Raw genomic sequence first — 26,799 nt, 5'->3', positions numbered from 1 at the left:
GTGGCAATTGTAATTGGCTTAACAGGTAGTATCGCAACTGGGAAAAGCACAGTGTCTCAAATGTTTAAAGACTTTGGTATACCAGTAGTCGATGCAGATAAAATTGCAAGAGAGGTCGTATATCCTGGTGAAAATGCGTACGAGTCGATAGTGAAAGCATTTGGAGAATCGATTCTGCTTCCTGATAAAACGCTTGACCGAAAAGCACTTGGCTCAATTATTTTTGCGGATGAGGTAAAGCGTAAGCTCCTAAACAGCATTATTCATCCAGCAATCCGCGAAAGAATCTTCCAGCAAAAGGATGATTATATCGAAGCAGGGGAACAGTGTGTCGTGCTTGATGTACCTTTATTATTCGAAGGGAATTATTCAAAAGTTGTTGATCGTACGATTGTTGTTGCAGTGGATGATGCAGTACAATTGGAAAGATTGATGCAACGTAACGAGCTTACAGAAAAAGACGCAAGGGAACGAATTAATTCGCAGCTTTCGATAAAAGAGAAAGCTATGCTAGCGGATGCTGTGATTGATAACAATGGAACAGTAGCTGAATCGCGCGATCAATTGAAAAAGCTTTTAATCGCATGGAACATATTTTAACAGTTAAACCCTGGAAACGGATAACCGTTTCCAGGGTTTTCATGTTTATGACAATAGCATTAGTATTAGCATGGGAAGATATTTTAAAATACAAGTAAATTGTGCGACACAATTGCATTCTAATGTGATATACTATTTAATATAAATGAGATTAAAAGTATAACATATATGGGGAGGATTAAGTTTCTTATGAACAAAATTCGTGTGGCCATAACAGGTCTTGGTAGAATCGGACGTATGGTATTTCGTCAAGCAATTGCAGATGAACAATTGGATGTAGTCGCTATCAATGCGAGCTACCCTCCTGAAACAATCGCACATCTTATTAAGTATGACAGCATTCATGGTATTTTTGATGGTAAAGTGGAAGCGCTTCAAGATGGTATTGAAGTGAATGGAAAAAAAGTATTACTTGTAAATTACCGAGAACCAGAAAAGCTCCCATGGAAAGCCTTGGACATTGACATCGTAATTGAGGCGACAGGTAAATTCAAAACGAAAGAAAGCGCTGGTCTGCATTTGAAAGCTGGGGCTAAAAAGGTGGTTATTACAGCGCCGGGAAAACAGATCGATAAAACCATTGTAATGGGTGTAAATGAAGCAGCATACATGCCTGATGAGGATGATATAATTTCTAATGCTTCTTGTACAACAAATTGTCTAGCCCCAATTGTGAAAGTGTTAGATGATAAATTTTCAATTGTTAACGGGTTAATGACAACGGTACATGCTTTTACAGGAGATCAAAACAACTTGGATAATCCACATAAAGATTTACGACGTGCACGAGCGTGTACACAGTCGATTATACCAACTACAACGGGGGCAGCCAAAGCGTTAAGTGAAGTATTGCCACATTTAAAAGGAAAATTGCATGGGATGGCATTACGTGTACCCACACCGAATGTGTCACTTGTCGATTTGGTTGTTGATGTGCATACTCCAGTTACTGCCGCTGATGTTAATAAAGCGTTTCAAGAAGCTGCAGAAAATGAATTAGAAGGTATTGTGCATTATTCTGAGGAACCGCTTGTGTCAATAGATTATACAACTACCGATTACTCAGCAATTGTCGACGGGTTATCAACAATTGTAATGGGTGAGAATAAAATAAAAGTAATTGCTTGGTATGATAATGAATGGGGATATTCGAAACGAGTACTTGATTTAACAAAACATGTTGGAAGCTATTTATACCAACGAGAAGTTAAAATTCCATAAAATTGCGAATACCCGCTTCCCTCTTGAAGCGGGTATTTTTTATGCCGGAAAAATAACCCAGGTACTTGATTGTGGATTTTCATCGTGTAAAATAAGGGATTGCTAGATATTCTCAAGCTAATTTTACTTAAACATTTATTTTCATAGCTTTAACATATATAGTTAATCACTTTCTTTCGCTTCGCTTTAATAGTTCAACTAGTGGAATTAAGTAAAACATGTTAAAATAGAAAGTACTACTAAACGCGTTCAAATAGAATCTTGCAGGTTGGGGTGCGAAAAATGTCGATTGGCAATACATTGAAAAAGTATTTAAGTAATCATGCGGAGACAGCAGAGACACATGCTGATCCATCTTTACAAACGCATTATTATCAGACAACGAAAGATAAAGCACTTGCCATGTTAGACAACTATTTCCGTAATCATCCAGCATATGAAATGAATGCAATTTCCAAAGAACATGGGGAAATAAGTGTGAACCGCATAAAGGGAAAAAGAGCATTTATTGTAGCAACTGTGATTATGGTACGGCCAATCCATACTGCGATTGATTTTTCTGTAACGACGGAATCAGTGATACCATTTGACTTAGGATACAGTGCGAAATTAATTGAGCAGATATATGAAAAGGTGAATATGGAATTGCCATTAATCGATAGTAAAAATCGAAGAGCGTGAATGAACGGACGAATGGGGTTGAACGAAAATGCGATGTTCGAATTGCCAAAATAAGAATACAAAGGTTTTAGATTCCCGACCAATTGAAGAGGGCAGATCCATTAGAAGACGCAGAGAATGTGAAAAATGCGGTTTTCGCTTTACTACATTTGAACGGGTTGAAGAACTCCCATTAATTGTAGTCAAAAAAGATGGAGCAAGACAGGAGTTTTCCCGTGAAAAACTAACAAGAGGTCTTATTAGAGCTTGCGAAAAACGGCCAGTTCCATTAGAAACAATGGAAGCCTTGGCTTTAGATGTTGAAAAAGAAATGCGTAATTCAGGCATGTCCGAAGTATCCAGTCACGAAATTGGTGAACTTGTGATGGAGAGATTAGCTAAAATTGATGAAGTATCCTATGTTCGGTTTGCTTCTGTATACAGACAATTTAAGGATATTACCGTCTTTTTAGATGAATTAAAGGATATTATTAATACAGATAAAAACAAATAGTCATTGTAAGTATAGAGGTGTGTGGAATATGAATTTTATTGGACAAATTTTGCCGGTGGACGGCTATATCGTATCCCAAAAAGAAACCTTGCCGGTGGACTATGCCAAATCATTGACCCACCTGTATCAGCCATTGCTTGGGATAAAAGCAATTGCACTTTATCAAACTCTTCTGCACGACATCGATTTAAATCAGGAACAAGCTCCACAGACGCATCATACATTAATGAATTACTTGGATCTTCCTTTAGATGAAATCTTTGAAGCGCGATTAAAATTAGAGGGAATTGGGCTGCTGAAAACGTATAAACAAAATTGGGAGTCGAGTGATTTATATACATATGAATTGCAAAGCCCATTTGCACCAAATAACTTTTTTAAAGATGCAATGCTCTCCCAGCTATTGTATCATCATTTAGGTGATCAGAAGTTCGAGCTTTTGAAAAATCATTATGGAAGTCCAGCACTCCAAACCCAGGGTGTCAATATTACAGCTGTATTTAGTGAAGTTTTCCAAACCTTTACACCATCTGCAGATGCATTAGAAGCAGATGGCAGCAGAGAAACAGAATCTAAGGAAGAAATGGATACGACAGATTTTACATGGATAGAGCAAATGCTGAAGCAGCGAATGATTCCAATTGCAAAAGTTTTAACAGCGGAAAACCGTCGTTTGATTTCGCAAATGATGGTTTTATACGATTTAGATACACATGAAATCGATAAGTCTCTGCTTTGGGCGTTAAATGATGAAAATCGATTAGATACAGAAGAATTTAAAACAGCTTGTCATGATTTGTTTAAGGCGAAAAATAATCAAAAACCAATTCGGCTTGCAAAAAAAGTTGCCGTGTCTGAAACAAAGCAGATGAATGATAAACCGAAAACTAAAGAGGAAATTCTTATCGAGAGACTAGAAACGTTGTCACCAAAACAGCTGCTGGAAGATTTATCAAATGGAAATCACGCCTCTGAACAGGATATGAAAGCAATTCGCGATGTTATGACAACACAAGGCTTGCCTGCACCGGTGATGAATGTGCTAATCCATTATGTGTTGCTGCAGACGAATATGAAATTATCAAAGGCATACCTTGAAAAAATTGCCAGTCACTGGTCAAGGGCGAATATTCAAAGCGCCAAAGAGGCAATGGCATTTGCGAAGAAAGAACAGCAAAGCTTTCAAAATGCTGTAAGACGAAAACCAACTTATAATAAAAAACAGGTTTCGAAAGAAGTAATACCAGATTGGTTTAAAGATAGAAAGCATAAGCAAGAAACACAGCAGTCTGCAGCTAATCAGAACGTTGTAATGTCGGAACAGCAAAAACAAATTGCTGCGCGACTTAAACAATACTCCAATGGGAATTAAATTTATGTAGTGTTAGGATGGTGGCATTGAAACCAATACAATCCACATTAAAGGCATGGATGCAAAAGAATGAAAGCTTTAAAGATAATTATATGAAAATAAAAAATGAAGTACTGAACGACCCTGAGATTAAGGAGTTTCTCTCCCTTCATCCAAATTTGACACAACAAGAAATTAATAAGAGTCTAATAAAACTTTATGAATATACAACCCAATCAAAACAGTGTGATCAATGTGCTTCATATGGTTCATGTAAAAATATGGTTCCTGGATACTCACCGATTTTACATGTAGAAAAGGATGAGATTAGGCTATCTTATGAAAAGTGTCATAGCAGAACCATGTATGAAAAAGATCAGGAACAGCAAAAGTTGATTCAAAGTTTGCATGTTCCTAAAGAAATACTACAGGCTTCAATAGTAGATATTATCAATGATGATAGTAGAATCAAGGCTATTGAAGAGCTGCTTGACTTTCTGGATCAAGCAAAAACAAAGCTTCCAAGCAAAGGTCTATATTTTCACGGTCAGTTTGGAGTAGGGAAAACATATTTATTAGGTGCACTTGCCAATGAATTGAAAAAGCTTGGTCTATCGTCAACACTTATCTACATGCCTGAGTTTGTGCGAGAAATAAAAGCTTCCTTTAAAGATGACTCGACAAACGAGAAAATTGATTATTTTAAGAAAGCAGATGTGCTGATGCTTGATGATATTGGTGCAGAGCTGCAATCGGCTTGGTTCCGTGATGAAGTCCTCGGTTCAGTTCTCCAATACCGAATGATGGAACGATTACCTGTTTTCTTTACGTCGAACTACGATCTTGAACAATTAGAATTGCAATTAGCTACTACAAAAAGCGGTGTAGAGTCGGTAAAAGCAGGAAGAATTATAGAACGCATCAAACAGGTGAGTAAACCTGTGAAAATGGAAGGGCCAAATCGGCGTCTATAAAGTCTGAGGAAATAAATCCTCAGGCTTTTTATATTTCACGATTTAATCCAGCAACTAACGATGCAGCAATAAAATAATACTTGATATCATGTGAGTAAACTGTATCAATTAAAATATTCCAGTTTTAAATTTCGCACTTTATTCATTTTTTTAATTGTTTGTCCATATAATGTAACAGTTTGGTCGTGGATGAGGGTGATATTGATTGCTGGAGGTATATTTTGAATCTGACAAAGAAGTAATTAGTTTTTGTGAACATTTATTTCGCAGTCATAGACAAATTGAGTTGAATTGGAAAACAGATGATAGATGGGGAAATCATCTGCAGTTTAAGGAGCATGTAGCTACAAAGGAATTGATGGATGCCATTACAGATACAATGGCAAATGTGTTTATGACTCACCGTTTAAGCACAATGGTAAATCGTATTATTCAAGAGTATTACTACTATACGAACAAGGAAGAGATTGAGCGAATTCATGATTTGACCTATTGGATTATAACTGGTGAGGATGAAGAAAGTAAGCAGCTTCGAGAGAACAAAAATCACCATGCATTTTTAAAGTCTTTATTTACAGCAAGTTTAAAAGAGAGTCTTGTTATTCATTTTGATTCCATCGTGAATTTCCGTTTGAAGCCATTTAAAGACAAGCTCATTTATTTTATTGGCTTAGCAATTGATGAATTTAGGAGAGAAGAGGACCATCAAGCGTTTGTAGACATGCTTAGGGCTTATGTGGAAAAGAAAGAACCGGGAATACCAGTCATTCATATTTTACAAGGAAGTGATTTCGCCTTTTTTACGAAAAATGGAAAACGAATGACAAACATGGAATTACGGGTTTTGATGAAACAGGAGCCTCTTTATATCATTGGCTTGCATGACAATGAGTTTAATCTTGCCCCATTAATTGCCATGGCGCCGGAGAAACTAAAGATTTATGGTGATGACCCATCAGAACCAAAGACATTAACCGTCATTAATGTTTTTCAAGAAAAAGTTGATTTTGAACCAGTTAGCAATTTTCCTTTTACTTTTAACTTAAATAAATGATTACTACTTGATTTTCCTTTAACGTAGCGCTATAATACTCATTATATATGAAAAGTAATGAATCAAAAGTAATGAGAAGGACAAGATTATTTGTTCAAGGCGTATAGTTTAGAGAGGGAAGTCAGGGGCTGGAAGCTTCCTCTATACAGACAAGTAATTACCACCTTTGAACTCTGTCAGTGAATCTAAAAGTAAGTGACAGCGTAATTTCTGCGTTAAAGAATCAATGAAGCCGTAATTTAATTACGGGAATTAGGGTGGAACCACGATGTATCCAACACTCGTCCCTTTGCAGTAAGTGCAGAGGGATGGGTGTTTTTTATTTTGTTGTGCATTAGAAAAGTTATTACCTCCTGCACAAGTGCAACTAAGGAGTCAAACTGCTTGGCTAATGCCAAGTTTTCTAAGAAAAAGGAGTGTTTCAAATGGCAGAAATTAAGATTACATTTCCAGATGGAGCTGAAAAGAGTTTTCCACAAGGTACAACAGGGGAGGAGATTGCAGCATCAATTTCCTCAGGGTTAAAGAAACAGGCATTGGCAATTAAACTGGATGGAGAGCTCGTAGACTTACGGCGCGAGCTGGAAACTGGCGGCAAGCTTGAAATCATTACCTATAAGGATGAAGAGGGCATCGAAGTGATGCGCCATTCGACAGCACATTTGCTTGCGCAAGCAGTCAAACGACTTTATAAAGATGTGAAATTGGGAGTAGGCCCTGTCATCGAGGAAGGATTCTACTATGATATTGATATGGAACATACGTTAACTCCAGAAGATCTTCCAAAGATTGAAAAAGAAATGAAGCGCATCATAGATGAAAATCTTGAAATTAAACGAGTAGAAGTATCTCGTAATGAAGCGCAGGAAAGATTTCAGGAAATTGGGGATGGCTTAAAGCTTGAATTAATTGATGCGATTCCTGAAGATGAGCAAGTGACAATTTATGAGCAGGGTGAATTTTTTGACTTATGTCGTGGAATTCACGTTCCCTCGACAAGTAAAATTAAAGCATTTAAACTATTGAGCATTTCGGGCGCTTATTGGCGTGGAGACAGTAATAACAAGCAGCTGCAGCGCATTTATGGAACTGCGTTTGAAAAGCAAAAAGAGCTTGATGAACACTTGCGTATATTGGAAGAGCGTAAAGAGCGTGACCACCGTAAATTAGGAAAAGAATTAGATTTGTTTACTGTATCGCAAAAGGTTGGACAAGGGCTGCCATTATGGCTTCCAAAAGGGGCAACCATCCGTCGCAATATTGAGCGTTATATTGTTGATCTGGAAGAGCGTTTAGGCTATGACCATGTTTATACTCCAGTATTAGGAAGTAAAACATTATATGAGACTAGTGGTCACTGGGATCATTATCAAGACGATATATTCCCGCCGATGGAAATGGATAATGAAACATTAATTCTTCGTCCAATGAATTGTCCGCACCATATGATGGTATTTAAAAATAATTTATGGAGCTACCGTCAGCTGCCTGTACGTATTGCCGAACTTGGTACAATGCACCGTCACGAAATGAGTGGAGCACTTGCAGGGCTTCAGCGTGTACGTGGGATGACATTAAATGATGCACATATCTTCGCACGTCCAGATCAATTGAAGGATGAATTTGTCCGCGTTGTCGAATTAGTTCAAAAAGTATACAAAGATTTTGGTATTGAGGATTATTATTTCCGACTATCTTACCGCGATCCAGAAGATAAAGAGAAATATATTGATAACGATGAAATGTGGGAAAAAGCTCAAGCAACCTTGAAAGAAACTATGGACGATATGAACCTGGAATATGTGGAAGCAGAAGGGGAAGCAGCATTCTATGGTCCTAAACTTGATATTCAAGTGAAAACAGCTCTTGGCAAAGATGAAACCCTGTCAACTGTTCAATTGGACTTCCATTTACCAGAACGCTTTGATTTAACTTATATTGGTGAAGACGGCAAAGAACATCGTCCTGTCGTTATACATCGTGGTGTTGTTTCTACGATGGAACGCTTTGTTGCATTCCTAATTGAAGAATATAAAGGTGCATTCCCGACTTGGCTTGCTCCTGTTCAAGTGAAGGTAATCCCGGTTTCTCCACAGATCCACTTGGATTACGCAAAGGATATTGTAGACAAATTGAGATTGCAGGGTGTGCGTGTTGAATTGGATGAGCGCGATGAGAAAATCGGCTATAAAATTCGTGAAGCACAGACACAGAAAGTACCATTCTCACTCGTATTAGGCGATAAAGAAGTTGAGGGAAATGCGGTAAGCTATCGCCGATATGGAGAACAAAAGACAGAGTCACTTGGTTACGATGATTTTGAAGCATTAATTAAAGAGGAAATTGCAGAGAAAAAATTAAGGAAATAAGCTTTTTACTGTATGAAGCCTATTACTTTGTATTGTCCTTGTACTGTGTTATACTACATTTAATAGCAAATGTGTATCACCTTAAAAAGACTTTGACATAAATGAAATATAATGATACACTAATAAAGTTGAAAAATTAAATGATCTTAAGACAAGTAGAAGCACCCGCTTCTCACCTGATTGACGCCATTTTGGCAGTTAACGGGTTCCGAACTCTTTTTTTATAAAGTTATTGGAGATGTGTGGGTGCAATGTGTACCCACACTTTTTTCATGCGAAAAACAAGCTTGTCAACGATAGATCAGTAACAAAAATATTTGGAGGTGGCTGGCTATTAGCAAGGATATGAACGTCAATGAGAAGATTCGTGCGAGAGAAGTACGACTTATCGATTCAAATGGTGATCAGCTTGGAGTTAAAACTCGTCAGGAAGCATTGGAAATTGCACAAACTCGCAATCTCGATTTAGTACTTGTTGCTCCGAACGCAAAACCACCAGTGTGTCGTATCATGGACTACGGGAAATATCGATTCGAACAACAGAAAAAAGAAAAAGAAGCACGTAAGAAGCAAAAAGTAATTAACGTAAAAGAAGTTCGCTTTACTCCTGGGATCGGCGATCATGACTTTGAAACAAAGCTAAAGAATGCTCGCAAATTCTTAGAAAAAGGGGATAAAGTGAAAGCAGCAGTTCGTTTTCGTGGACGTGCAATTACACATAAAGAGCTTGGTCGCGAAGTATTAGACCGCTTTGCTGAAGAAGTGAAGGATATTGCTACGATTGAAACGAAACCGAAAATGGAAGGCCGTAACATGTTTATGATGGTCGCACCATTAGCTGAAAAATAATCTAGCTTATAAGTAAATGTGTTCAAGTTTTAATCTTTTTAATGATGACGTGCTTGAACCAATTCAAGGAGGAAATTATTATGCCTAAAATGAAAACTCATAGCGGAACAGCAAAACGTTTCAAACGTACAGGTTCTGGAAAATTAAAAAGATCTCATGCATATACAAGCCATATGTTTGCAAACAAATCTCAAAAACAGAAGCGTAAATTGCGTAAAAGTGCAATGGTTTCTTCAGGAGATTTCAAACGTATCAAAGCAATGATACCTAAATAAGTAAAAAATAAACGAAACGATTGAATATACAATGATTTACAATTGTACTAGGAGGGAATTATTATGCCACGTGTAAAAGGTGGAACAGTAACACGCAGACGTCGTAAACGCGTCCTAAAATTAGCTAAAGGATATTATGGAGCGAAGAGCTCGTTATTTAGAGTTGCAAAACAGCAAGTAATGAAATCAGGTCAATATGCTTACCGTGACCGCAGACAGAAAAAACGTGATTTCCGTAAACTATGGATCGCACGTATTAATGCTGCAGCTCGTTTGAATGATATTTCTTACAGCAAATTAATGCACGGTCTTAAATTAGCGGGAATTGAAGTAAACCGTAAAATGTTGTCAGAGCTTGCTATTAATGATGAAAAAGCATTTGCTCAATTAGTAAGCCAAGCAAAAGACGCTTTAAAATAATGATATAAAAGGGCCGAATCCGAATCATGCTTGGATTTGGCTCTTTTTTAATACATATCTTTTTCTGAGATACAAAAAAGGGGAATTATAGTGGAAGAACACAGTTCATTTTTAATGTATTTAATCGGTGTCAATATCATGAGTTTTCTATTAATGTATATTGATAAACGAAAGGCAATAAAAAAACAATACCGCATACCTGAGCGAACATTTTGGGCATTAGCAATTCTTGGTAGTTCCCTTGGAGCATATATCGGTATGAATTTATTCCGTCATAAAACAAAACACCGCTCTTTTATGATCGGAATGCCGATTTTAATTCTTGTCAATATCGTCTCCTGTATTTATATTTTCTTCTTTATGTCATAAAGGCTCGTCTATTGTCATATACATGTAGTGTAAAGGGCCTGAGTAGGGATGAGTTAGCTTTGTTGCAAGACCAAGGAGGTTGATTATGGAACTATTCGGGAACTATGTAGTGGCTATTGTTGAGATGGGAGGTTTATTCGCACCGCTTTTCTTTATTGTATTCCATTTACTCCGGCCATTATTTTTCCTGCCAGTCGTGTTTATATGTATATCTGGTGGCATTTTATTTGGCCCGGTGGCAGGTACCGTCTATTCCATTATAGGCATCACGTTATCCAGCATGCTTTTCTATATGATGATTGACTGCATGCCAAAGTCATTAGAGCGACTCATTCGTGTCAAACAAAAGCTATTGGGAAAGCATGGAGAATTGAATACATCACAGGTGACCTTGCTTCGGCTCGTACCGTTTATTCATTTTCATTTGCTGTCGCTTTGTCTTATTGAGGTATCTTCAAGTTTCAAAGCGTATATGAAATCATCTTTATTATCCAATATTCCTTTGGCAACAATTTATACCTTTATCGGTGGTTGGCTGTCCAACCTAACTCCATTTCATCTCTTCGGATTCTTAGTAACGTTATTGCCACTGCTTTACATTTTAAGAAGCAAAGAAATTATTATTAAATGGCAGGATTTCTTCCCATTAGCTGAACGTGAAAGTCACTCATCTATGAAAATATAGATGAGTGACTTTTTTATTATTGCTACAAAAATCAGCTGTAAAGGATAAATTAATAATTGAACATTTACTAATCGCTATTCAATTGGTGTCAAAATCAGTTCATTGATAGGATGCTTCCATGTGATTTTTGCATATGGGTAATGAATCAGGATTTCCTTCTCTAAAAAATATAAGTCATCTCTCGTGAAACCACGCAGTTCAATTGGATTACGAACCGTAATATGGATATCAACTACTTCAAAGGAATCCTCTGTTGTTCCAAGATATTTCTCACCATCAAATAGACAGCCTTTATATACAAGCTGCAAATTCCTTTTGTTATCATACGTATCATCGTGGAAATAGAAGTCATTGGATTCCTTAGCAATTCGCAGCCTTCTTTCCGGGTTACGAATATATTGAAACCATGTATAGAAGAGGAGAGCTAATGCAATTACAATTAATACCCGAAATAAAATAACTACAATCATATCAAATCGTCTCCCTGCTTTACTTTTATATATAAAAGCCTTTTAGATGTTTATACGAAACAGGCTATGGATAGGTTTCACTTATTTTTTTAAATCATGATACAATATGGAAGTGCGAGAAAACTTGAATCCATACTTATAAAATAATATGGGAAAATATGAAATAAGTTGAGGGATAGATATGACAGATACATTAAAAATTAAACTGGTGCATGAAAACGCAAAAATGCCATATCGGGCGAATGAAGGCGATGCCGGATTAGACTTATTTTCGATAGAAGAAAAAGTTATCAAAGCCACTGAGGCAGCCTTAATACGTACGGGCATTCAAATGGAATTGCCAAAAGGTACTGAAGCGCAGGTCAGACCAAGAAGCGGCTTGGCTTTAAAACATTCCGTAACGGTTCTAAACAGCCCAGGAACAATTGATGAAGGGTACCGTGGGGAAATCAAGATTATTTTAATTAACCATGGAAAAGAGGATTTTAAGGTTGAAAAGCAAATGAGAATTGCTCAGATGGTGATTGCACCGGTTTTACAAGTTAAGCTTGAACAAGAGAATGTACTCTCTAATTCTGAAAGAGATAGTGGAGGATTTGGTTCATCAGGTGTGTAAACTTAAAGCTTGATGTCTTCCTATTTTGACTTCGATAGAGGATACATACTTTTAAAAAAAAGAGATACATTAGAGATAGTAGATAAAACTGTATCCAGATTTGTAGTTTTATTTTTGAAGCGTATAATTAGTAATACATAAACTAAACACGGGAGGATTTTTCAAATGACCAAGTTAGATGAAACGCTTACAATGCTTAAAGCGTTAACGGATGCTAATGGCATTCCGGGGAATGAAAAGCCAGTGAGGGAGGTATTTGAATCCTATATTCGTCCATATTCTGATGAGGTGACCGTAGATAATCTGGGAAGTTCAATTGCTAAAAAAGCTGGCAAGGCAGATGGTCCGAAAATTATGGTTGCAGGTCACTTGGACGAAATTGGCTTTATGGTTACACGCATTGATGATAAAGGATTTGTGTACTTTCAAACGGTAGGCGGCTGGTGGAATCAGGTTATGCTGGCTCAGCGTGTTACCATTATGGGAAGCAAAGGAGATGTTACAGGGGTAATCGGCTCAAAACCGCCGCATATTCTCAGTGCGGAAGCACGTAAGAAGCCGTATGAAATTAAAGATATGTTTATTGATATTGGTGCATCCAGTAAAGATGAGGCAGCGGAATTTGGTGTGAAACCAGGTGATTCTGTTGTTCCATATTTTGAATTCACCCCAATGAAGAATGAAAAATTACTGCTTGCAAAAGCTTGGGACAACCGAATTGGACTTGCAATTGCAATTGAAGTGCTGAAGCGTTTGAAAGATGAAGATCATCCAAATGTTGTTTATGGTGTCGGTACGATTCAGGAAGAAGTTGGTTTACGTGGAGCAAAAACCTCGGCTCACGCCATTCAGCCTGATATTGGCTTTGGTGTTGATGTTGGAATCGCAGGTGACACACCTGGTATTCGAGAAAGTGAAGCAGATAATAAGCTCGGAGAAGGCCCGCAAATTGTTTTATATGATGCTTCGATGGTGTCACATAAAGGTTTGCGTGACCTTGTAGTGAAAACAGCAGATGAAAAAAATATACCATATCAATTTACATCGATTGCAGGCGGGGGAACTGATTCTGGATCAATCCATTTGACTGGAAATGGTGTGCCATCTCTTTCGATTACGATTGCTACCCGCTATATTCATTCGCATGCAGGAATTCTGCATCGAGATGACTTTGAAAATGCGGTGAAATTAATTGTGGAAGTGATTAAAAAATTAGATGCACAGACAGTTAAGGAGCTTGTCTTAGCATAACTGGATAATATATTTTAATAGCTCTAAGACTTTTGAAAACTCGGGACAGATGCTGAAGCAGCAAGGTTCCGAGTTTTTATTATCAAATTTATCATTAGTTATAATTTGTAACTATTGACAGGAAGACATGTACATGTTATATTTATACTGAATTAAAGATATTTTAATTACGATATAATCTCAACTACATGGAGGAATTATACATGAACCAATTACAAGGAATGCATCATGTTACTGCTATTACAAGCAGTGCTGAAAAGAACTATGAATTTTTTACGTTTACATTAGGAATGCGTCTCGTTAAAAAAACGGTTAATCAAGATGATATTCAAACCTATCATTTATTCTTTGCTGATGATGAAGGAAATGCTGGAACAGATATGACATTTTTCGATTTTCCGGGGATACCGAAAGGAATCCATGGAACGAATGAAATAGCTAAAACCTCTTTCCGGGTACCAAGTGATGCAGCTTTGGAATATTGGGTAAAACGTTTTGATCGTCTTGAAGTAAAACATACAGGCATCAAAGAACAATTTGGTAAGAAGACACTCTCTTTTGTTGATTTTGATGAGCAGCATTATCAATTAATATCAGATGAACTTAATAAAGGTGTCGCTTCTGGAACACCTTGGAAAAATGGGCCAGTTCCATTAGAATATGCAATTACTGGGTTAGGACCAATTTTTGTCCGGATTGCTCAATTTGATTATTTTAAAGAGGTGCTCGAAAAAGTATTCGGGTTTAAAGAAATTGGACAAGAAAATGATTTTCATCTATTTGAAGTTGGAGAGGGCGGAAATGGAGCACAGGTAGTCGTTGAACATAATACGGTGCTGCAGGTTGCGCGTCAGGGCTATGGTACAGTACACCACGCTGCCTTCGCAGTAGAGGATCGTGCTGAACTCGATGAGTGGAACAAACGTATGCAGGGATTTGGCTTCCAAACATCAGGCTTTGTTGATCGTTTCTTCTTTGGATCGCTCTATGCCCGTGTTGCACCACAAATTTTATTTGAATTTGCAACAAATGGACCTGGATTTATGGGGGATGAGCCATATGAAACGCTCGGTGAAAAACTCTCATTGCCGCCATTCCTCGAGAAAAAACGTGAACAGATTGAAAAAATGGTACGTCCAATTGATACAGTGAGAAGTACGATGCAATTTGAAAAAGAATACGAGTAAGATGTGTGCACGACTGTGTAATGAGCAGTCGTGCTTTTTATTGTATGCAAAAATGAAAAGCGATTCATTTTATAGTTTTAACGCTATTCACCGTATAAAATAACTCAAGCAAAAAAAGGAAACCCCGATTCAATAATCGGAATTTCCTTTAATAAAAAGCTATGCCAGGTAACTCCCCATAACTTTTCGAATATAATTTTGTGTTTCATTAAATGGTGGGATACCTTGATACTTCTCCACATTTCCTGGACCAGCATTGTAAGCGGCTAACGCAAGCTCAATGTTTCCATTATAACGTGTAAGCATTTGGCTTAGATACTTCGTTCCGCCATCTATGTTCTGGCGGGCGTCAAAAGAATTTGTTACGCCTAAACCTGCTGCTGTTCCAGGCATAAGCTGCATCAATCCTTGGGCACCGGCAGAGCTTTTGGCCATCGCATTGTAATTTGACTCATGTTTAATAACAGCATGGATTAGATTTTCATCAACCCCATATTTTTGCGCTGCTTCATTAATATACGCTTGGTAATTAGTAGGTCCTGCCTGATAGTTTGGTGTAGTTGCTCCAACTCGATAACTAGTATCAGGATTGGTATTATATATATTGTATGGTAGATTGTTTCGATTATCTGTAGGTATGCTATTCAATCGTTGTGCTTGATTCATTTTTTCTAATAATAGCTGTTGAAAGGATATCGCCGACGTTTGGTTGGTTTCTGATATCGTTGCAGCAGGATTACCTGACATAATTGCTAATGCTTGATATTGAAGCATTTGCTGCAAATCTCTTATTTCCATCGGGCTTCACTCCTCTCCAATTCTTTCTACTATCTATCATTTTACGATTAGCGGACAGGTTTAGCAATACTAAAATGTGACAATTTGCTTATTTGCTTCCTCAAGCAGGTTCTTATAAAATGGATCTTCTCCAATACAAATGATGCGATCACAAAGCGTACTGATTTCATCCATATCATGGGAAGTATACATAACCATTTTATTTTCTTTTATTGCAAGATTTTTTAGATGGTTGCCGATTTCCTTTTTGGATTTTAAATCAATACCAACGGTTGGCTCATCAAGAAGCAACAGGTCGGGGTCATGGATTAAACTAATCGCCATGTTCAGTTTCCGTTTCATTCCACCCGATAATGTTTTTACAGGCTCTTTCCATTTATCGAGCTCCATGTCCAGACAAAGCTGCCGTAATTCTTGTTTCGTTTTACTATTCCATGAAAGCTTCTCAAAGAAGACCATGTTTTCTTCTACGGAAAAATCTTCCCAAATCGCAATATCCTGAGGAACATAGCCAATTTGCTTACGAACCTCTTTTCGCTTTTCACGATACGGTTTGTCATAGAGAAAAATATTGCCGCTTGTCGGGCTTGCCAGGGTAGCCATAATGTTTAACAACGTGGACTTACCTGCGCCATTTTCTCCAACAAGACCAATAATTTCACCGGGCAGCACGGAAAAGGAGATTTGATTTAAGATTTGTTTTTTTCCATAGGATTTTGCAATTGATTGTACACTAAGCATTTAATTTCTCTCCTTTTGCGAACCAGATACTAACAAAAGCAAGGGTAACCACAAGCCATGGATTCCAAAGTGTTTGATCCAAAAGCGGCTGAAGCGGGTTTACATCTAATAGCAACGGAAATCGTGCTGTCAGTCCATCGATAGGTAGTATTGCCCCGCTTAATATGATTAAAAATAAAACGAGGATGAATGAAAAACTGTAATAAATGTAATTTTTTTTAAACAGAAATGCTAGTAAGAAAGCACCTGTACTGATAAATATCCGAAATGAAATAATTGCACCAATTAGTTCCAAACTGATGATTTCATCAAGCAATTGATTAAATACAATGATACTTAAGAAGTCAAATAACAAGAAAGCTGCCAGGTAAACAGCAAGATTTTGGATAACGTATTGTTTATAAGTAAAGCGGATAAAAGCAAATCGAGGCATAATACTTGAGTTCCGCTCCTTCATTAGCCAGTCGGATAATAGAAGTGTGGATAGGATACTGAAGATGGCCCAAAGTCCCCAAATATTCCAAATGGTAATGTCATCTGTTGTTCCTCCACTTGAATCATTATAAAAAGAAAATGTTGTAGCAAGTAAATTTTCCTGTGCTTGGATTTCATTTGTTTTTGCAATAATTTCCTCGAACGAAACCGTTGTTTCAGGCTGTATGCTTTCCTGCAGATTGATAATGGTATGAGCAGCTTTTGCTTTACCTGTGTCTTGCTGTACGTAAGAAATAAGCATTTCTCTAATTGGTGTATAGGCAAAGGAAAGGTTGGATTGATAGCTTGTTAAGAGGCGATTGCGACTGCCACGCAATATTTTTGCTTCATACCCGTCTTCTATAATAAATGCACTATCAAGTTCATGACTTTCAATCCGATTGCGCGCTTCTGATTCACTCAATTCATAAACGCGTAGAAGAGGGGAGTCTTTCATTGCTCCAAGCAGTGAATCTGCAAGCGCGCTATCCTCTTTAACAACCATTCCAATGGGGATTTTACTATCTTCTTGTACTATATTTGTAACTTGTATCATACAAACAGTCGCAAGGATTGGGAACAGAAACCAGAAAAGATGGGAAATCCAATGCTTCTTCCAGTTCATTAATCGAGTTTTGATGATTGACATCATATGGCAGCACGCTCCTTCCAAACAGAAATACTAATCAATATGAATGCTGCTGCAGCGTTCATTAAAAGGAGGGGAATATAATCTGCATAAAGTCTATTATTTAATAAAATATCCTGTATCCAGCTTAAAGCTTCATATGAAAATAAATAAGGAAGCAGTTTTTGAATCCATAATGGGTAATAGATAACTGGAATAATCGCACCGCTAATAATTACAGACGAGATTGTGAATAAGGATTGCATTAATAATCGAAGCTTATGCGATGTAATAAGTGATTCAATAATGCCAAGACATTGCATAAAAATTCCGCTGTATAACAATGTGAGTATTGTAATTCGCAGATAATCTACTGGAATAACCGTTTCCTCCAAAGTATTTTTTAAAACGAGAAAAGATAATCCAGCAAAAATTACAGTAACAATTACAGTAACAAACATTTTTGCGATTGTCTGCTGAATTTCAAGCACACCGTACAGACGCATCCGATTTCTTAGAAGCATTGGGTTTTCTTTCGTAAAAAAATTATAAATCGTCAAGAGCCATATTGAAATAAGGATAAACCAGCTTCCAACAGCAAAATATTGAATTGGAGAAGACGTTGCGAGATTAGTGATTTCCCTTTCTGTTAGCACGCGGTCACGTCCGACTGTGTAGAGCAGAAAGTCTTTAAACTGCTCGAAAACAAAATCATTTCTTTCATCATCATTCATTCCAAATTCCCGCGCATAAAAATTAATCGCAAGAATATTTGCTTGTGAAGCACGGATGTGACGGGAAACACTTTCAATAAGCTCATTTACAAGAAGACTTTCTGCTTGTTGATTTGGGTTTCCAGTCACAGGAATTTCAACTGATTGGCCTTGCATTAGATGATGGGTGAATTGATCTGGAAACGTAATATACGAACTAATTTTATTATTTTCTATTGCTGTTTCTGCTTCCTTCTCAGTCATGCTATGTATTGCTATAAATGATCCCAATTGCGAAGAATGTTCGATAAGCTTGACGATAAGCTCAGTTTGTTCATTTTCATCTAAATTGACTAAGCCTACTTGAACGGTTTCCTTCTCAGTAGGCATAAAATATGTAATTATAATTGCAGCAGTCAGCCCGACAATAATAATCGGAAACATGAAAAGAAGAGGAAGTGATAACCACTTCCTCCTTAGCTGCATTAAATGATTTTTTATGAATAATTGTATGTGTCTCATGTAATGCATTGTGGCACGCTCGTTTCGTGTTTATAAATTAAAGGTAGTTCAAAAAGACCGGTGAAAATGACACATCGAATTTCTTCGTTGGCAAAATGGGAACTTGAACTTCTCGGTCCTTTCCATCCGCCTTTTTGTACCTTATTTAAAAGCCGTTAGAATTATTTAAAATCCCATACCGCTGCCAGACATAAGGCCAAACAGCCATTGCTGGAAGCTTGGTGCTACATCGTTTTCGAAGTATTCCTGTAGCTCTGCAGTAGACATGCTACCTAGGTCTTTCACATTATCTTCACTCAATGATTCAACAGAATCAATTGTCTGACCTTCGGTATTCATATTTAATGTGAACATATCTTGACTAAAGTCTGGAGTTTCTAAAGAGAATTGATGTGCTGAATTCATTTTATCAGCTTCATACGTTGCATCTCCACTCCAATGTAGGCTTCCGCCACCACTGGCAGGGTCTTCAACAGTAAACACACGATTAAATTCACGTGTACCATCTGCAAGTGTCTCTGTTCCGTCATATGATAGAACAAAATCTTCAACTGTTAGATTAATAGAGTCTTTAGCTTCATTGTCCTTCCAGTTCAGGTCTCCTGCAATATTCATTGTGCCTTCTTCATATGCATCAGAAAAGGCAAAGTCATAGTCAAAGAATTGATTTTCATCTGTTAATAATTGTGAGCCTGTAATAGAAACTTTTGCAAGCTCTTCTGCGTTCGCTCCCATTTCAAGAACAAATTCGCGTTGAACGATCTTTTTGTCAGCAATCCACAATGTTGATGTTAACCCATCTGGAATCTTTATTTGTTCTAATCCATCTTTTGCTTCTGAAATACCAGCTTCAAAATCTTCCATAAATGTATCCAATTCATCATCCATATATATGCCGCCAAATTGCTGAGCAACCATTTGCTCTTTGATGATTTCTTTTAATTTATCATCCTTTTGCATCTTATCTAATACAGTTGTTAAAATGTCTTTAACCTGCTGCTCAGTAAGGTGCAGAACGATTTTTTCAGATTTAATTGATTCGCCGTTTACTTCAACCGTTTCATCGCTGCTCTTAAACGCGTCATCTGGCAATTCGTCATAAACCATTTTAAAATATTCATCTTCTAGATGAGTTTTGTATTCTTCAGGGAAAATTTCTCCTGCGCTTTCAAACATTGTATCTAATCCAAGTGTTTCCTCACCCGTAAATGTTGCAGGATCTACTTCATGCAGAAGAGGGCCAAAATCTTGATCGTTTAACTGTAAAACTTCCTCCAGGAAAGGCACTCCAACCATTACTTTTTCATCTGTTACAAAGACTTCCAGATCACTTATTTCCATCCCAGCGATATTGGCTGTGATACCCGTGTAAACTTGTTTGTTTTCCATATCGGTTTGAGAATCAAGCTTTATGCTGGAGTTGTTGATTAATGTTGCAGGATCCATGCCGTATCCTGTGCTGCCTGCAGCGGGATCATTATATTCAGCAGTTAATTCTACCGATGAAGCAGTCTTATCATTCTGTGTTTTTTCATACCAGTCAAATTCAGGCTGGTAACGTTCCTCTACACGTTCCACCATGTATTCCCATGTGTCTTTTTCAGCTAGAAAATATGCATTCTTCGGAGAATCCTTGATTAGCATAAATGCTAAAGCTGTTCCGCCAGCTAATACGACAATTCCTACGATAAGTGCTATTAAACCTTTGGAAACTCCTTTTTTCTGTTGTTCATTCGTTGTACCTTCCACAAACTTACCCCTTTCTTTTCCTTCTTCTTTCTGAGTTTATTATGAATCTCTGAAACATATAATAACAAACTGTTTCAACTTTTTATATCATTTAAAAACAAACTAGTCAAATGGTTCTAAAAAAAATTCGAAACCCCCTAATCCAAAAGGCTTTTATTAGTCTTAAATTCAAGATAATTTAGCAGGTTATTTTAACTATTTAAATGGTAAAAAAAGGTAATAATTATTGTTTTTGCTGTGAATTTTTAATGAGGATAGGCTTGCGATTAGGTATTTTTGCTTATTTTTATTTGGTTTGGGCGGTATAAGAGGGAACTTTCGGATGCAGGAGGTATTTTCAGGATTTATTATGATAGTTGGAATAGAATAGGGGAGATGGAAGCCATTTCCCCACAGTCTTCTCGTTATTGCAAACCTTGAGACGCAGATTTAACACCTTGCTCTAATGCATCGACCATTTCTTTTCTATCCTGTTCTGCTGATTGATTCCAAATTAATTCAAACAGCACTCCAAGGCCCGGAAGCATTTTTTCTTCGCCGTTTTGAATAGCATCAACAATCGTTGCCTCCAACTGCTGCTGATCGTTGGTTGCGATATTGGACAAAATTGCTTTTCTTAAATTTAAATTCATGTAAACACACCTCCACTTCTCAAACTAACGATAGTTTGACCAACGCACCTAAAAATATGTATGATGGATGAAGAAATAATAAGAAGGATGAAATCAATGATTACTTCAGTAAAAAATGAAAAAGTAAAACAATGGAAAAAACTGCATAAACGAAAAGAAAGAATACAAGCTGGTGCTTTTCTAGTGGAAGGCTTTCATTTAGTGGAAGAAGCAGTGAATAGTAACTGGACGGTTCGTGAAGTCATTATGCAGAAAGACGTTGAACTACCGAACTGGACAAATGCCTATCCAGTTGTTTCAGTCAGCGAAAATGTAATGGCCTACATCTCACAAACTGCGACCCCACAAGGAATAATTGCCGTCATTGAAAGCTATAAACAGTCAGAGCAAAATGGGAATCATTTGCTTCTTATTGATTCGATCCAGGATCCTGGTAATTTAGGAACAATCATTCGAACTGCGGATGCTGCAGGAATGGATGGTATTATTCTTGGAGATGGGACAGTGGATCTTTATAATGATAAGGTTATTCGGTCTACTCAAGGCTCGATTTTTCATATCCCAGTGCTTCATGCAGACCTCGGGGAAGAAATTACAAAGTTAAAGCAAAAAGGGTTTGAAATCTGGGCAACTTCGTTAGAAAAAGCTTCCAATTATAATGACATTATTCCAAAAGCCAAAGTGGCAATTATTTTAGGGAATGAAGGTGCTGGTGTACAGGCTGATTTGATTGAACAAGCAGACAGAGCGGTGAAGATTCCGATTTATGGACAGGCAGAATCTTTAAACGTAAGTATTGCAGCAGGAATTCTCATGTATCACCTTAAAAGATAATCTTGCAAGTATCATTGAAATTATCTATAATGAATGTAATCTAAATATGAAAGCGAAGAAGGAGTTCGTTCTTACTCAGGATGCGAAGCAGGGAAGAAATGCCTATGACTGAAAGCATTTCTATCGCAGGAATTCGAACATTTCACTCTGGAGCTGACACTTGGACCTTCGTTTGAAGTAAAGGTGTTCCGGATTTATTCCGTTATCAAGTTAAGTTGGGCAGCAATCGTATGCTTTTTCATACATATATTCTGTCAACAAGGGTGGTACCGCGAAATAACAGCCTCGTCCCTTTTAGGGATGGAGGCTTTTTTTATTTGTGTAAAGAGCAACGAAGGTCTCCACTCAGGCAGCTAGCTATGTTAACTTGCCATGATTTTAATCACATATTCAAGGAGGTAATTATTATGAAAGAACAATTAGAGGCTATACAGGCTGAAGCGTTGCAAAGAATAATCGCAACAGAGACAATTCGAGAATTGCAAGATATTAAAGTTGCATATTTAGGGAAAAAGGGATCTTTAACTGGTGTGTTACGTGGGATGGGCAAACTCTCTAAGGAAGAACGTCCAGTTGTCGGTGAAATTGCTAACCTTGTAAGAGCCGCTATTACAACGGCACTTGAAGAAAAAACAGAAAAGCTAGAAATGGAAGAATTGGAGAAACAGCTTGAAGCAGAAACAATTGACGTTACGCTGCCTGGCCGTCCGGTAAAGGTAGGAGGTCCTCACTTACTAACAAGTATTGTTCAAGAAATAGAGGATTTGTTTATTGGAATGGGCTATGAGGTAAGAGAAGGTCCAGAAGTGGAGACAGACTATTTTAATTTCGAAGCATTGAACCTACCGAAGAATCACCCAGCTCGGGATATGCAGGATTCATTCTATATTACAAATGAATTACTGCTTCGTACACATACTTCCCCAGTTCAAGCACGTACAATGCAGGAATTTAACGGAGAAAAGTCTTTTAAAATGATTTGTCCTGGAAAGGTATACCGCCGTGATACGGATGATGCAACACACTCTCATCAATTTACACAAATTGAAGGGCTTTATGTAGATAAAAATGTGCGCATGAGTGATTTAAAAGGAACATTGGATAAATTCGCTAAGAAAATGTTTGGTGAGGATCGTGAAATCCGTTTGCGTCCTAGTTTTTTCCCATTTACAGAGCCTTCCGTAGAGATGGATATTTCTTGTAAGGTATGTGATGGAAAAGGATGTAGTGTGTGCAAAGGAACTGGATGGATTGAGATTCTTGGTGGAGGGATGGTTCACCCTAAAGTACTTGAAATGGGCGGATATGACCCAGAGGTATACAGCGGATTTGCGTTTGGGATGGGTCCTGAACGAATTGCCATGCTGAAGTACGGTGTGAATGACATTCGGAACTTCTATGCAAATGATATCCGTTTCTTAAAGCAATACCATAAAGCATAAGTGATAACACGAAGGAGGTAAAACAATTGTTAGTATCATATAATTGGTTAAAAAAATACGTTGATTTAGGAAATTTAACGCCAGAAGAGCTTGCGGCAAAAATTACGAAGTCAGGGATTGAAGTAGAGGGTGTTGAATATGTGGCTGAAAAAAGTACCAATGTTGTAGTCGGCTATGTAGAGTCATGCGAAAAACATCCAGATGCAGACAAATTAAACCTGTGCCAAGTTGAAGTAGGAGGGGAGAAATTACAAATTATTTGTGGAGCACCAAATGTGGCACAAGGTCAAAAGGTTGCAGTTGCAAAGCCGGGGGCAGTTCTTCCAGGTAATTTCAAAATAAAAAAAGTCAAGCTTCGTGGAATTGAATCGAACGGTATGATTTGTTCGCTTAAAGAGCTGGGTATCGAAGAAAAATATATCCCAACCGATATTGCGAATGGTATTTTTGTATTTACGGAAGATGCAGCAGTCGGAGAGCCTGTTGACGACCTGCTTAATTTAAATGATGCAGTTCTTGAATTGGATGTTTTAGCAAATCGTGCAGATGCATTAAGTATGCTTGGTGTTGCATATGAAGTCGCAGCAATCCTTGATCAACCGGTAAAACTTCCGGATGAAGCAGTTCAAGTGGTAGATTCAGAAGTAGTAGCTAATTATGTTTCCGTTGATGTTGAAGCAGCTGATTTAAATCCATATTACGGGGCATTTATGATAAAAGATGTGGAAATCAAACCATCTCCATTATGGATGAGAAATTACTTAATAGCTGCTGGCATTCGTCCAATTAATAATGTAGTTGACATTACAAATTATGTGCTCCTCGAATATGGTCAGCCATTACATGCATTTGATTATGATAAATTTGGCTCTGAAAAAATTGTTGTACGCCGTGCGAAAAATGATGAGACCCTAACAACATTGGACGGACAAGAACGAACATTAACAGACGAGAATCTCGTTATCACAAATGGTAAGGAATCTGTAGCCTTAGCGGGTGTTATGGGTGGATTGGATTCAGAAGTTACGAGTGAGACAACGAATGTATTATTGGAAGCTGCTTATTTTGATGCTATTACAGTTAGAAAAACAGTAAAGCAAACTGGTCTGCGCAGTGAATCCAGTACGAGATTTGAAAAAGGAGTCGATCCAAACCGTGTCCGTAAAGCAGGAGTTCGTGCATGCTTACTGCTGCAGCAATATGCTGGTGGTAAAGTAATGACTGGAACTGCTGAATTTGATACGTTAGATCGAACAGAAAAAGTTGTCGAAATGGATACAGCACATATTAACAATCGTCTAGGTACAGAAATGACAACGGAAGAAATTGCTTCTATTCTGAAACGACTGCAATTTGATTACAATCAGAATAACGATCATTTTACTGTTCACGTGCCGACTCGCCGTGGGGACATTACCCTGTTTGAGGATATGCTTGAAGAGGTAGCTCGTATTTACGGGTACGATAACCTTCCATTTACATTGCCTGAGGGTGCGGGACAGTCTGGAGGCTTGACCGTAAGACAACAATTGAAACGTCGGGTTAAAAACTTTATTCAAAGTGCAGGTTTGATGGAAACATTAACCTATTCTTTAACGAATGGGTATGATGTGAAACGCTTGATTAGCCCAGAGGTTGCTAATGAAACGACTGCACCGGTTGCTCTGGCAATGCCAATGAGTGAGGATCATAAGTACCTTCGTCTAAGTATTTTACCAGAATTATTAAATGTGCTGTCCTATAACCGTGCGCGCAGTCAAGTAAATCTTGGCTATTATGAAATGGGAAGTATTTTTATTTCAGGGGAAAATGAGCTAACAAAACAGCCAAATGAACAACTTCGTCTCTCTGGAGCTCTAACAGGAACTTGGTCCGAGCAAGCTTGGCAGCAAGAGAAAAAGGAAGTTGACTTTTATGTTGTGAAAGGAATTGTTGAAGGATTATTTGATTATCTGCAAGTTCCCGCAACATTTAGCCAAACGAAGTTAACTGATATGCACCCGGGAAGATGTGCGTTAGTAGAAGTATGTAATAAAACCGTTGGGTTCATCGGTCAGCTCCACCCAACATTGCAAAAAGAACTTGATTTAAAAGAAACATATGTGTTTGATTTAAACCTGGAAGAAGTTTTTTCGGCATATAATGCTGTACCATCCTTTACTGCAATTCCAAAATATCCTTCCATTGCAAGAGATATTGCATTTATTTTAGATGAAAATGTTCATGCCGGTGATGTGAGAAAAGTAATTGAAGAAGTTGGTGCTCCCCTTGTTAATCGAGTGGAAATCTTTGACTTGTATCAAGGTGATAACCTAGAAGACGGTAAGAAATCGATTGCATACAGCTTACTTTATCAGCATCCAGAAAAAACGCTGAAGGATGAGGAAGTAGAAGAATCCTACCAAAACATAATTACAGCCGTTAATGAAAAGTTCAACGCATATGTAAGATCCTAAACAAATTAAAAGCTTACCTGTCATCTATAATGGCAGGTAAGCTTTTTCACTTTCTGAGCTGTCATCAAGGATTAACAAGCTGGCGACCAAATTAATGGCAGATTCTAATAAAATTAATCACAATCAATCCAGCCGTGCAGCACCTTTTAAATTCGATTACCTCTCTCTAGTGAGTAGATTGGTTCATACTAAACCTCCAAACATTCCAGTCTATTCAGCTGCATTATCAGATATATAGTAATTATTGATCAATATATTTTTCTTTTGGTGGCAAATCCCAATTTATTTCATTCAGTCCGATTTCTTTCAAAATGGCATTCGTTTTTGAAAATGGTTTGCTGCCGAAAAAGCCCCTGTGTGCAGATAATGGACTAGGATGAGGAGCGCGAATTATGAAATGTTTATTCGTGTCGATCAGCTTAATTTTACTTTGCGCTGCACTTCCCCAAAGGATATAGACAACGGGATCTTTTTTAGTATTTAACATGTCGATGACTCGGTCTGTGAATACTTCCCAGCCCTTGCCTCGATGTGAGTGGGCTTGGCCAGCTCTTACAGTCAGAACTGTATTTAAAAGCAGGACCCCTTGCTTAGCCCAATCAACCAAATAACCATGTGCAGGAACAGGCAGACCAAGATCATCGTGTAATTCTTTAAATATATTCCGTAACGAAGGTGGAATCTTTACCTCCGGTTGAACGGAAAAACTAAGCCCGTGTGCTTGATTCGGTCCATGGTAAGGATCTTGCCCAAGTATTACAACTTTAACTTTTTCAAATGAAGTGTAATGTAACGCATTAAAAATATTGTGCATATTTGGGTAAATCGTGTGTGTTGCGTATTCCGTTTTCAAAAATGCTCGTAATTGCTGATAGTATGATTTTTGGAACTCACTAGCCAGTATGGGTTCCCAGTCGTTTTGTAAAACTTTTTGTTTCATACAAA

27 protein-coding genes and 2 other annotated features are annotated in these 26,799 nt (G+C 37.7%); of the genes, 19 read left to right on the top strand and 8 right to left on the bottom strand.

The window, feature by feature from the left end; translation table 11 throughout:
- From coaE to NSQ77_RS01020, 13 genes are all read left to right on the top strand, one after another.
- Complete coding sequence (gene coaE, locus NSQ77_RS01080; protein WP_339230914.1) at positions 1-600, top strand: dephospho-CoA kinase; 600 nt, start codon at positions 1-3, stop codon at positions 598-600.
- Between the two features lie 189 nt (positions 601-789).
- On the top strand, positions 790-1,821 hold the full coding sequence (locus NSQ77_RS01075; protein ID WP_339228360.1) for a glyceraldehyde-3-phosphate dehydrogenase: 1,032 nt from the start codon (positions 790-792) through the stop codon (positions 1,819-1,821).
- 282 nt (positions 1,822-2,103) lie between these two features.
- Positions 2,104-2,502, top strand: a complete 399-nt coding sequence (locus tag NSQ77_RS01070; RefSeq protein ID WP_339228359.1) for a cytosolic protein — start codon at positions 2,104-2,106, stop codon at positions 2,500-2,502.
- Between the two features lie 28 nt (positions 2,503-2,530).
- Positions 2,531-2,995 carry a transcriptional regulator NrdR gene (gene nrdR / locus NSQ77_RS01065; RefSeq protein ID WP_339228358.1) on the top strand — a complete coding sequence of 155 codons (465 nt, stop codon included), beginning with the start codon at positions 2,531-2,533 and terminating at the stop codon, positions 2,993-2,995.
- Between the two features lie 28 nt (positions 2,996-3,023).
- Positions 3,024-4,367: a DnaD domain protein gene (locus tag NSQ77_RS01060; protein ID WP_339228357.1), complete on the top strand. Its 1,344-nt coding sequence runs from the start codon at positions 3,024-3,026 to the stop codon at positions 4,365-4,367.
- Between the two features lie 26 nt (positions 4,368-4,393).
- Positions 4,394-5,320, top strand: coding sequence for a primosomal protein DnaI (gene dnaI, locus NSQ77_RS01055; protein ID WP_339228356.1), 927 nt, complete (start codon positions 4,394-4,396; stop codon positions 5,318-5,320).
- 205 nt (positions 5,321-5,525) lie between these two features.
- A complete protein-coding gene (gene ytxC / locus NSQ77_RS01050; protein WP_339228355.1) occupies positions 5,526-6,374 on the top strand; it encodes a putative sporulation protein YtxC in 849 nt (282 codons plus the stop codon).
- A 62-nt stretch (positions 6,375-6,436) separates the two neighbouring features.
- Positions 6,437-6,666: a binding site (T-box leader), on the top strand.
- Positions 6,667-6,799: 133 nt separating this feature from the next.
- A complete protein-coding gene (gene thrS / locus NSQ77_RS01045) occupies positions 6,800-8,743 on the top strand; it encodes a threonine--tRNA ligase (protein WP_339228354.1) in 1,944 nt (647 codons plus the stop codon).
- 147 nt (positions 8,744-8,890) lie between these two features.
- Positions 8,891-9,020, top strand: a sequence feature (ribosomal protein L20 leader region).
- Positions 9,021-9,088: 68 nt separating this feature from the next.
- The gene (infC, locus tag NSQ77_RS01040; protein WP_339228353.1) at positions 9,089-9,592 is read left to right on the top strand and encodes a translation initiation factor IF-3; all 504 of its coding nucleotides are present in this window, start codon (positions 9,089-9,091) and stop codon (positions 9,590-9,592) included.
- Between the two features lie 80 nt (positions 9,593-9,672).
- Positions 9,673-9,867, top strand: a complete 195-nt coding sequence (gene rpmI, locus NSQ77_RS01035; protein ID WP_339228352.1) for a 50S ribosomal protein L35 — start codon at positions 9,673-9,675, stop codon at positions 9,865-9,867.
- A gap of 63 nt (positions 9,868-9,930) precedes the next feature.
- The gene (rplT, locus tag NSQ77_RS01030; protein WP_339228351.1) at positions 9,931-10,287 is read left to right on the top strand and encodes a 50S ribosomal protein L20; all 357 of its coding nucleotides are present in this window, start codon (positions 9,931-9,933) and stop codon (positions 10,285-10,287) included.
- 90 nt (positions 10,288-10,377) lie between these two features.
- Complete coding sequence (locus NSQ77_RS01025; protein WP_339228350.1) at positions 10,378-10,656, top strand: DUF1294 domain-containing protein; 279 nt, start codon at positions 10,378-10,380, stop codon at positions 10,654-10,656.
- A gap of 85 nt (positions 10,657-10,741) precedes the next feature.
- Positions 10,742-11,341 (top strand): VTT domain-containing protein, encoded by a 600-nt coding sequence (locus NSQ77_RS01020; RefSeq protein WP_339228349.1) that lies wholly within the window; start codon positions 10,742-10,744, stop codon positions 11,339-11,341.
- Positions 11,342-11,415: 74 nt separating this feature from the next.
- Here NSQ77_RS01020 and NSQ77_RS01015 read toward each other — a convergent pair whose 3' ends face one another.
- Positions 11,416-11,808 carry a sigma-w pathway protein ysdB gene (locus NSQ77_RS01015; RefSeq protein ID WP_339230913.1) on the bottom strand — a complete coding sequence of 131 codons (393 nt, stop codon included), beginning with the start codon at positions 11,806-11,808 and terminating at the stop codon, positions 11,416-11,418.
- A 184-nt stretch (positions 11,809-11,992) separates the two neighbouring features.
- Here NSQ77_RS01015 and dut point away from each other — a divergent pair, with 184 nt between their 5' ends.
- The 3 genes from dut (at position 11,993) to NSQ77_RS01000 (ending at position 14,865) form a co-directional block, all read left to right on the top strand.
- Positions 11,993-12,427 (top strand): dUTP diphosphatase, encoded by a 435-nt coding sequence (dut, locus tag NSQ77_RS01010; protein ID WP_339228348.1) that lies wholly within the window; start codon positions 11,993-11,995, stop codon positions 12,425-12,427.
- Positions 12,428-12,592: 165 nt separating this feature from the next.
- Positions 12,593-13,678 carry a M42 family metallopeptidase gene (locus tag NSQ77_RS01005; protein WP_339228346.1) on the top strand — a complete coding sequence of 362 codons (1,086 nt, stop codon included), beginning with the start codon at positions 12,593-12,595 and terminating at the stop codon, positions 13,676-13,678.
- Between the two features lie 203 nt (positions 13,679-13,881).
- Positions 13,882-14,865: a ring-cleaving dioxygenase gene (locus NSQ77_RS01000; RefSeq protein ID WP_339228345.1), complete on the top strand. Its 984-nt coding sequence runs from the start codon at positions 13,882-13,884 to the stop codon at positions 14,863-14,865.
- A 159-nt stretch (positions 14,866-15,024) separates the two neighbouring features.
- Here the strand turns inward: NSQ77_RS01000 and NSQ77_RS00995 are convergent, their stop codons facing one another.
- The 6 genes from NSQ77_RS00995 to sspI form a co-directional block, all read right to left on the bottom strand.
- Positions 15,025-15,663 carry a lytic transglycosylase domain-containing protein gene (locus NSQ77_RS00995; protein WP_339228344.1) on the bottom strand — a complete coding sequence of 213 codons (639 nt, stop codon included), beginning with the start codon at positions 15,661-15,663 and terminating at the stop codon, positions 15,025-15,027.
- A gap of 69 nt (positions 15,664-15,732) precedes the next feature.
- Positions 15,733-16,404: an ABC transporter ATP-binding protein gene (locus NSQ77_RS00990; RefSeq protein ID WP_339228343.1), complete on the bottom strand. Its 672-nt coding sequence runs from the start codon at positions 16,402-16,404 to the stop codon at positions 15,733-15,735.
- Positions 16,397-17,530, bottom strand: a complete 1,134-nt coding sequence (locus NSQ77_RS00985) for an ABC transporter permease (RefSeq protein ID WP_339228342.1) — start codon at positions 17,528-17,530, stop codon at positions 16,397-16,399. Before NSQ77_RS00985 ends, NSQ77_RS00990 begins: the two co-directional genes overlap by 8 nt.
- Positions 17,527-18,750, bottom strand: coding sequence for an ABC transporter permease (locus NSQ77_RS00980; RefSeq protein WP_339228341.1), 1,224 nt, complete (start codon positions 18,748-18,750; stop codon positions 17,527-17,529). The genes NSQ77_RS00985 and NSQ77_RS00980 overlap by 4 nt, the downstream gene beginning before the upstream one ends.
- Positions 18,751-18,906: 156 nt before the next feature.
- Positions 18,907-20,490 (bottom strand): DUF6583 family protein, encoded by a 1,584-nt coding sequence (locus tag NSQ77_RS00975; RefSeq protein WP_339228340.1) that lies wholly within the window; start codon positions 20,488-20,490, stop codon positions 18,907-18,909.
- A 404-nt stretch (positions 20,491-20,894) separates the two neighbouring features.
- On the bottom strand, positions 20,895-21,122 hold the full coding sequence (sspI, locus tag NSQ77_RS00970; protein ID WP_339228339.1) for a small acid-soluble spore protein SspI: 228 nt from the start codon (positions 21,120-21,122) through the stop codon (positions 20,895-20,897).
- A gap of 96 nt (positions 21,123-21,218) precedes the next feature.
- On the opposite strand from sspI, the gene NSQ77_RS00965 reads away from it, so the two are divergent.
- The 3 genes from NSQ77_RS00965 to pheT all read left to right on the top strand — a co-directional run bounded on the left by NSQ77_RS00965 (position 21,219) and on the right by pheT (position 25,854).
- The gene (locus NSQ77_RS00965; protein WP_339228337.1) at positions 21,219-21,956 is read left to right on the top strand and encodes an RNA methyltransferase; all 738 of its coding nucleotides are present in this window, start codon (positions 21,219-21,221) and stop codon (positions 21,954-21,956) included.
- Positions 21,957-22,363: 407 nt separating this feature from the next.
- Positions 22,364-23,398: a phenylalanine--tRNA ligase subunit alpha gene (gene pheS / locus NSQ77_RS00960; protein WP_339228336.1), complete on the top strand. Its 1,035-nt coding sequence runs from the start codon at positions 22,364-22,366 to the stop codon at positions 23,396-23,398.
- A 26-nt stretch (positions 23,399-23,424) separates the two neighbouring features.
- Entirely contained in the window at positions 23,425-25,854 is a 2,430-nt protein-coding gene (pheT, locus tag NSQ77_RS00955) for a phenylalanine--tRNA ligase subunit beta (RefSeq protein ID WP_339228335.1), read from the top strand.
- Between the two features lie 241 nt (positions 25,855-26,095).
- On the opposite strand, the gene NSQ77_RS00950 is transcribed toward pheT, so the two are convergent.
- A complete protein-coding gene (locus tag NSQ77_RS00950; protein ID WP_339228334.1) occupies positions 26,096-26,794 on the bottom strand; it encodes a uracil-DNA glycosylase in 699 nt (232 codons plus the stop codon).
- Positions 26,795-26,799: the final 5 nt, after the last annotated feature.

It is taken from the genome of Oceanobacillus sp. FSL K6-2867 (assembly GCF_037963145.1).
Lineage (GTDB): Bacteria > Bacillota > Bacilli > Bacillales > Amphibacillaceae > Oceanobacillus.
Note: the sequence above shows the minus strand (reverse complement) of the source record. Positions and strands in the feature narration are given on the sequence as shown.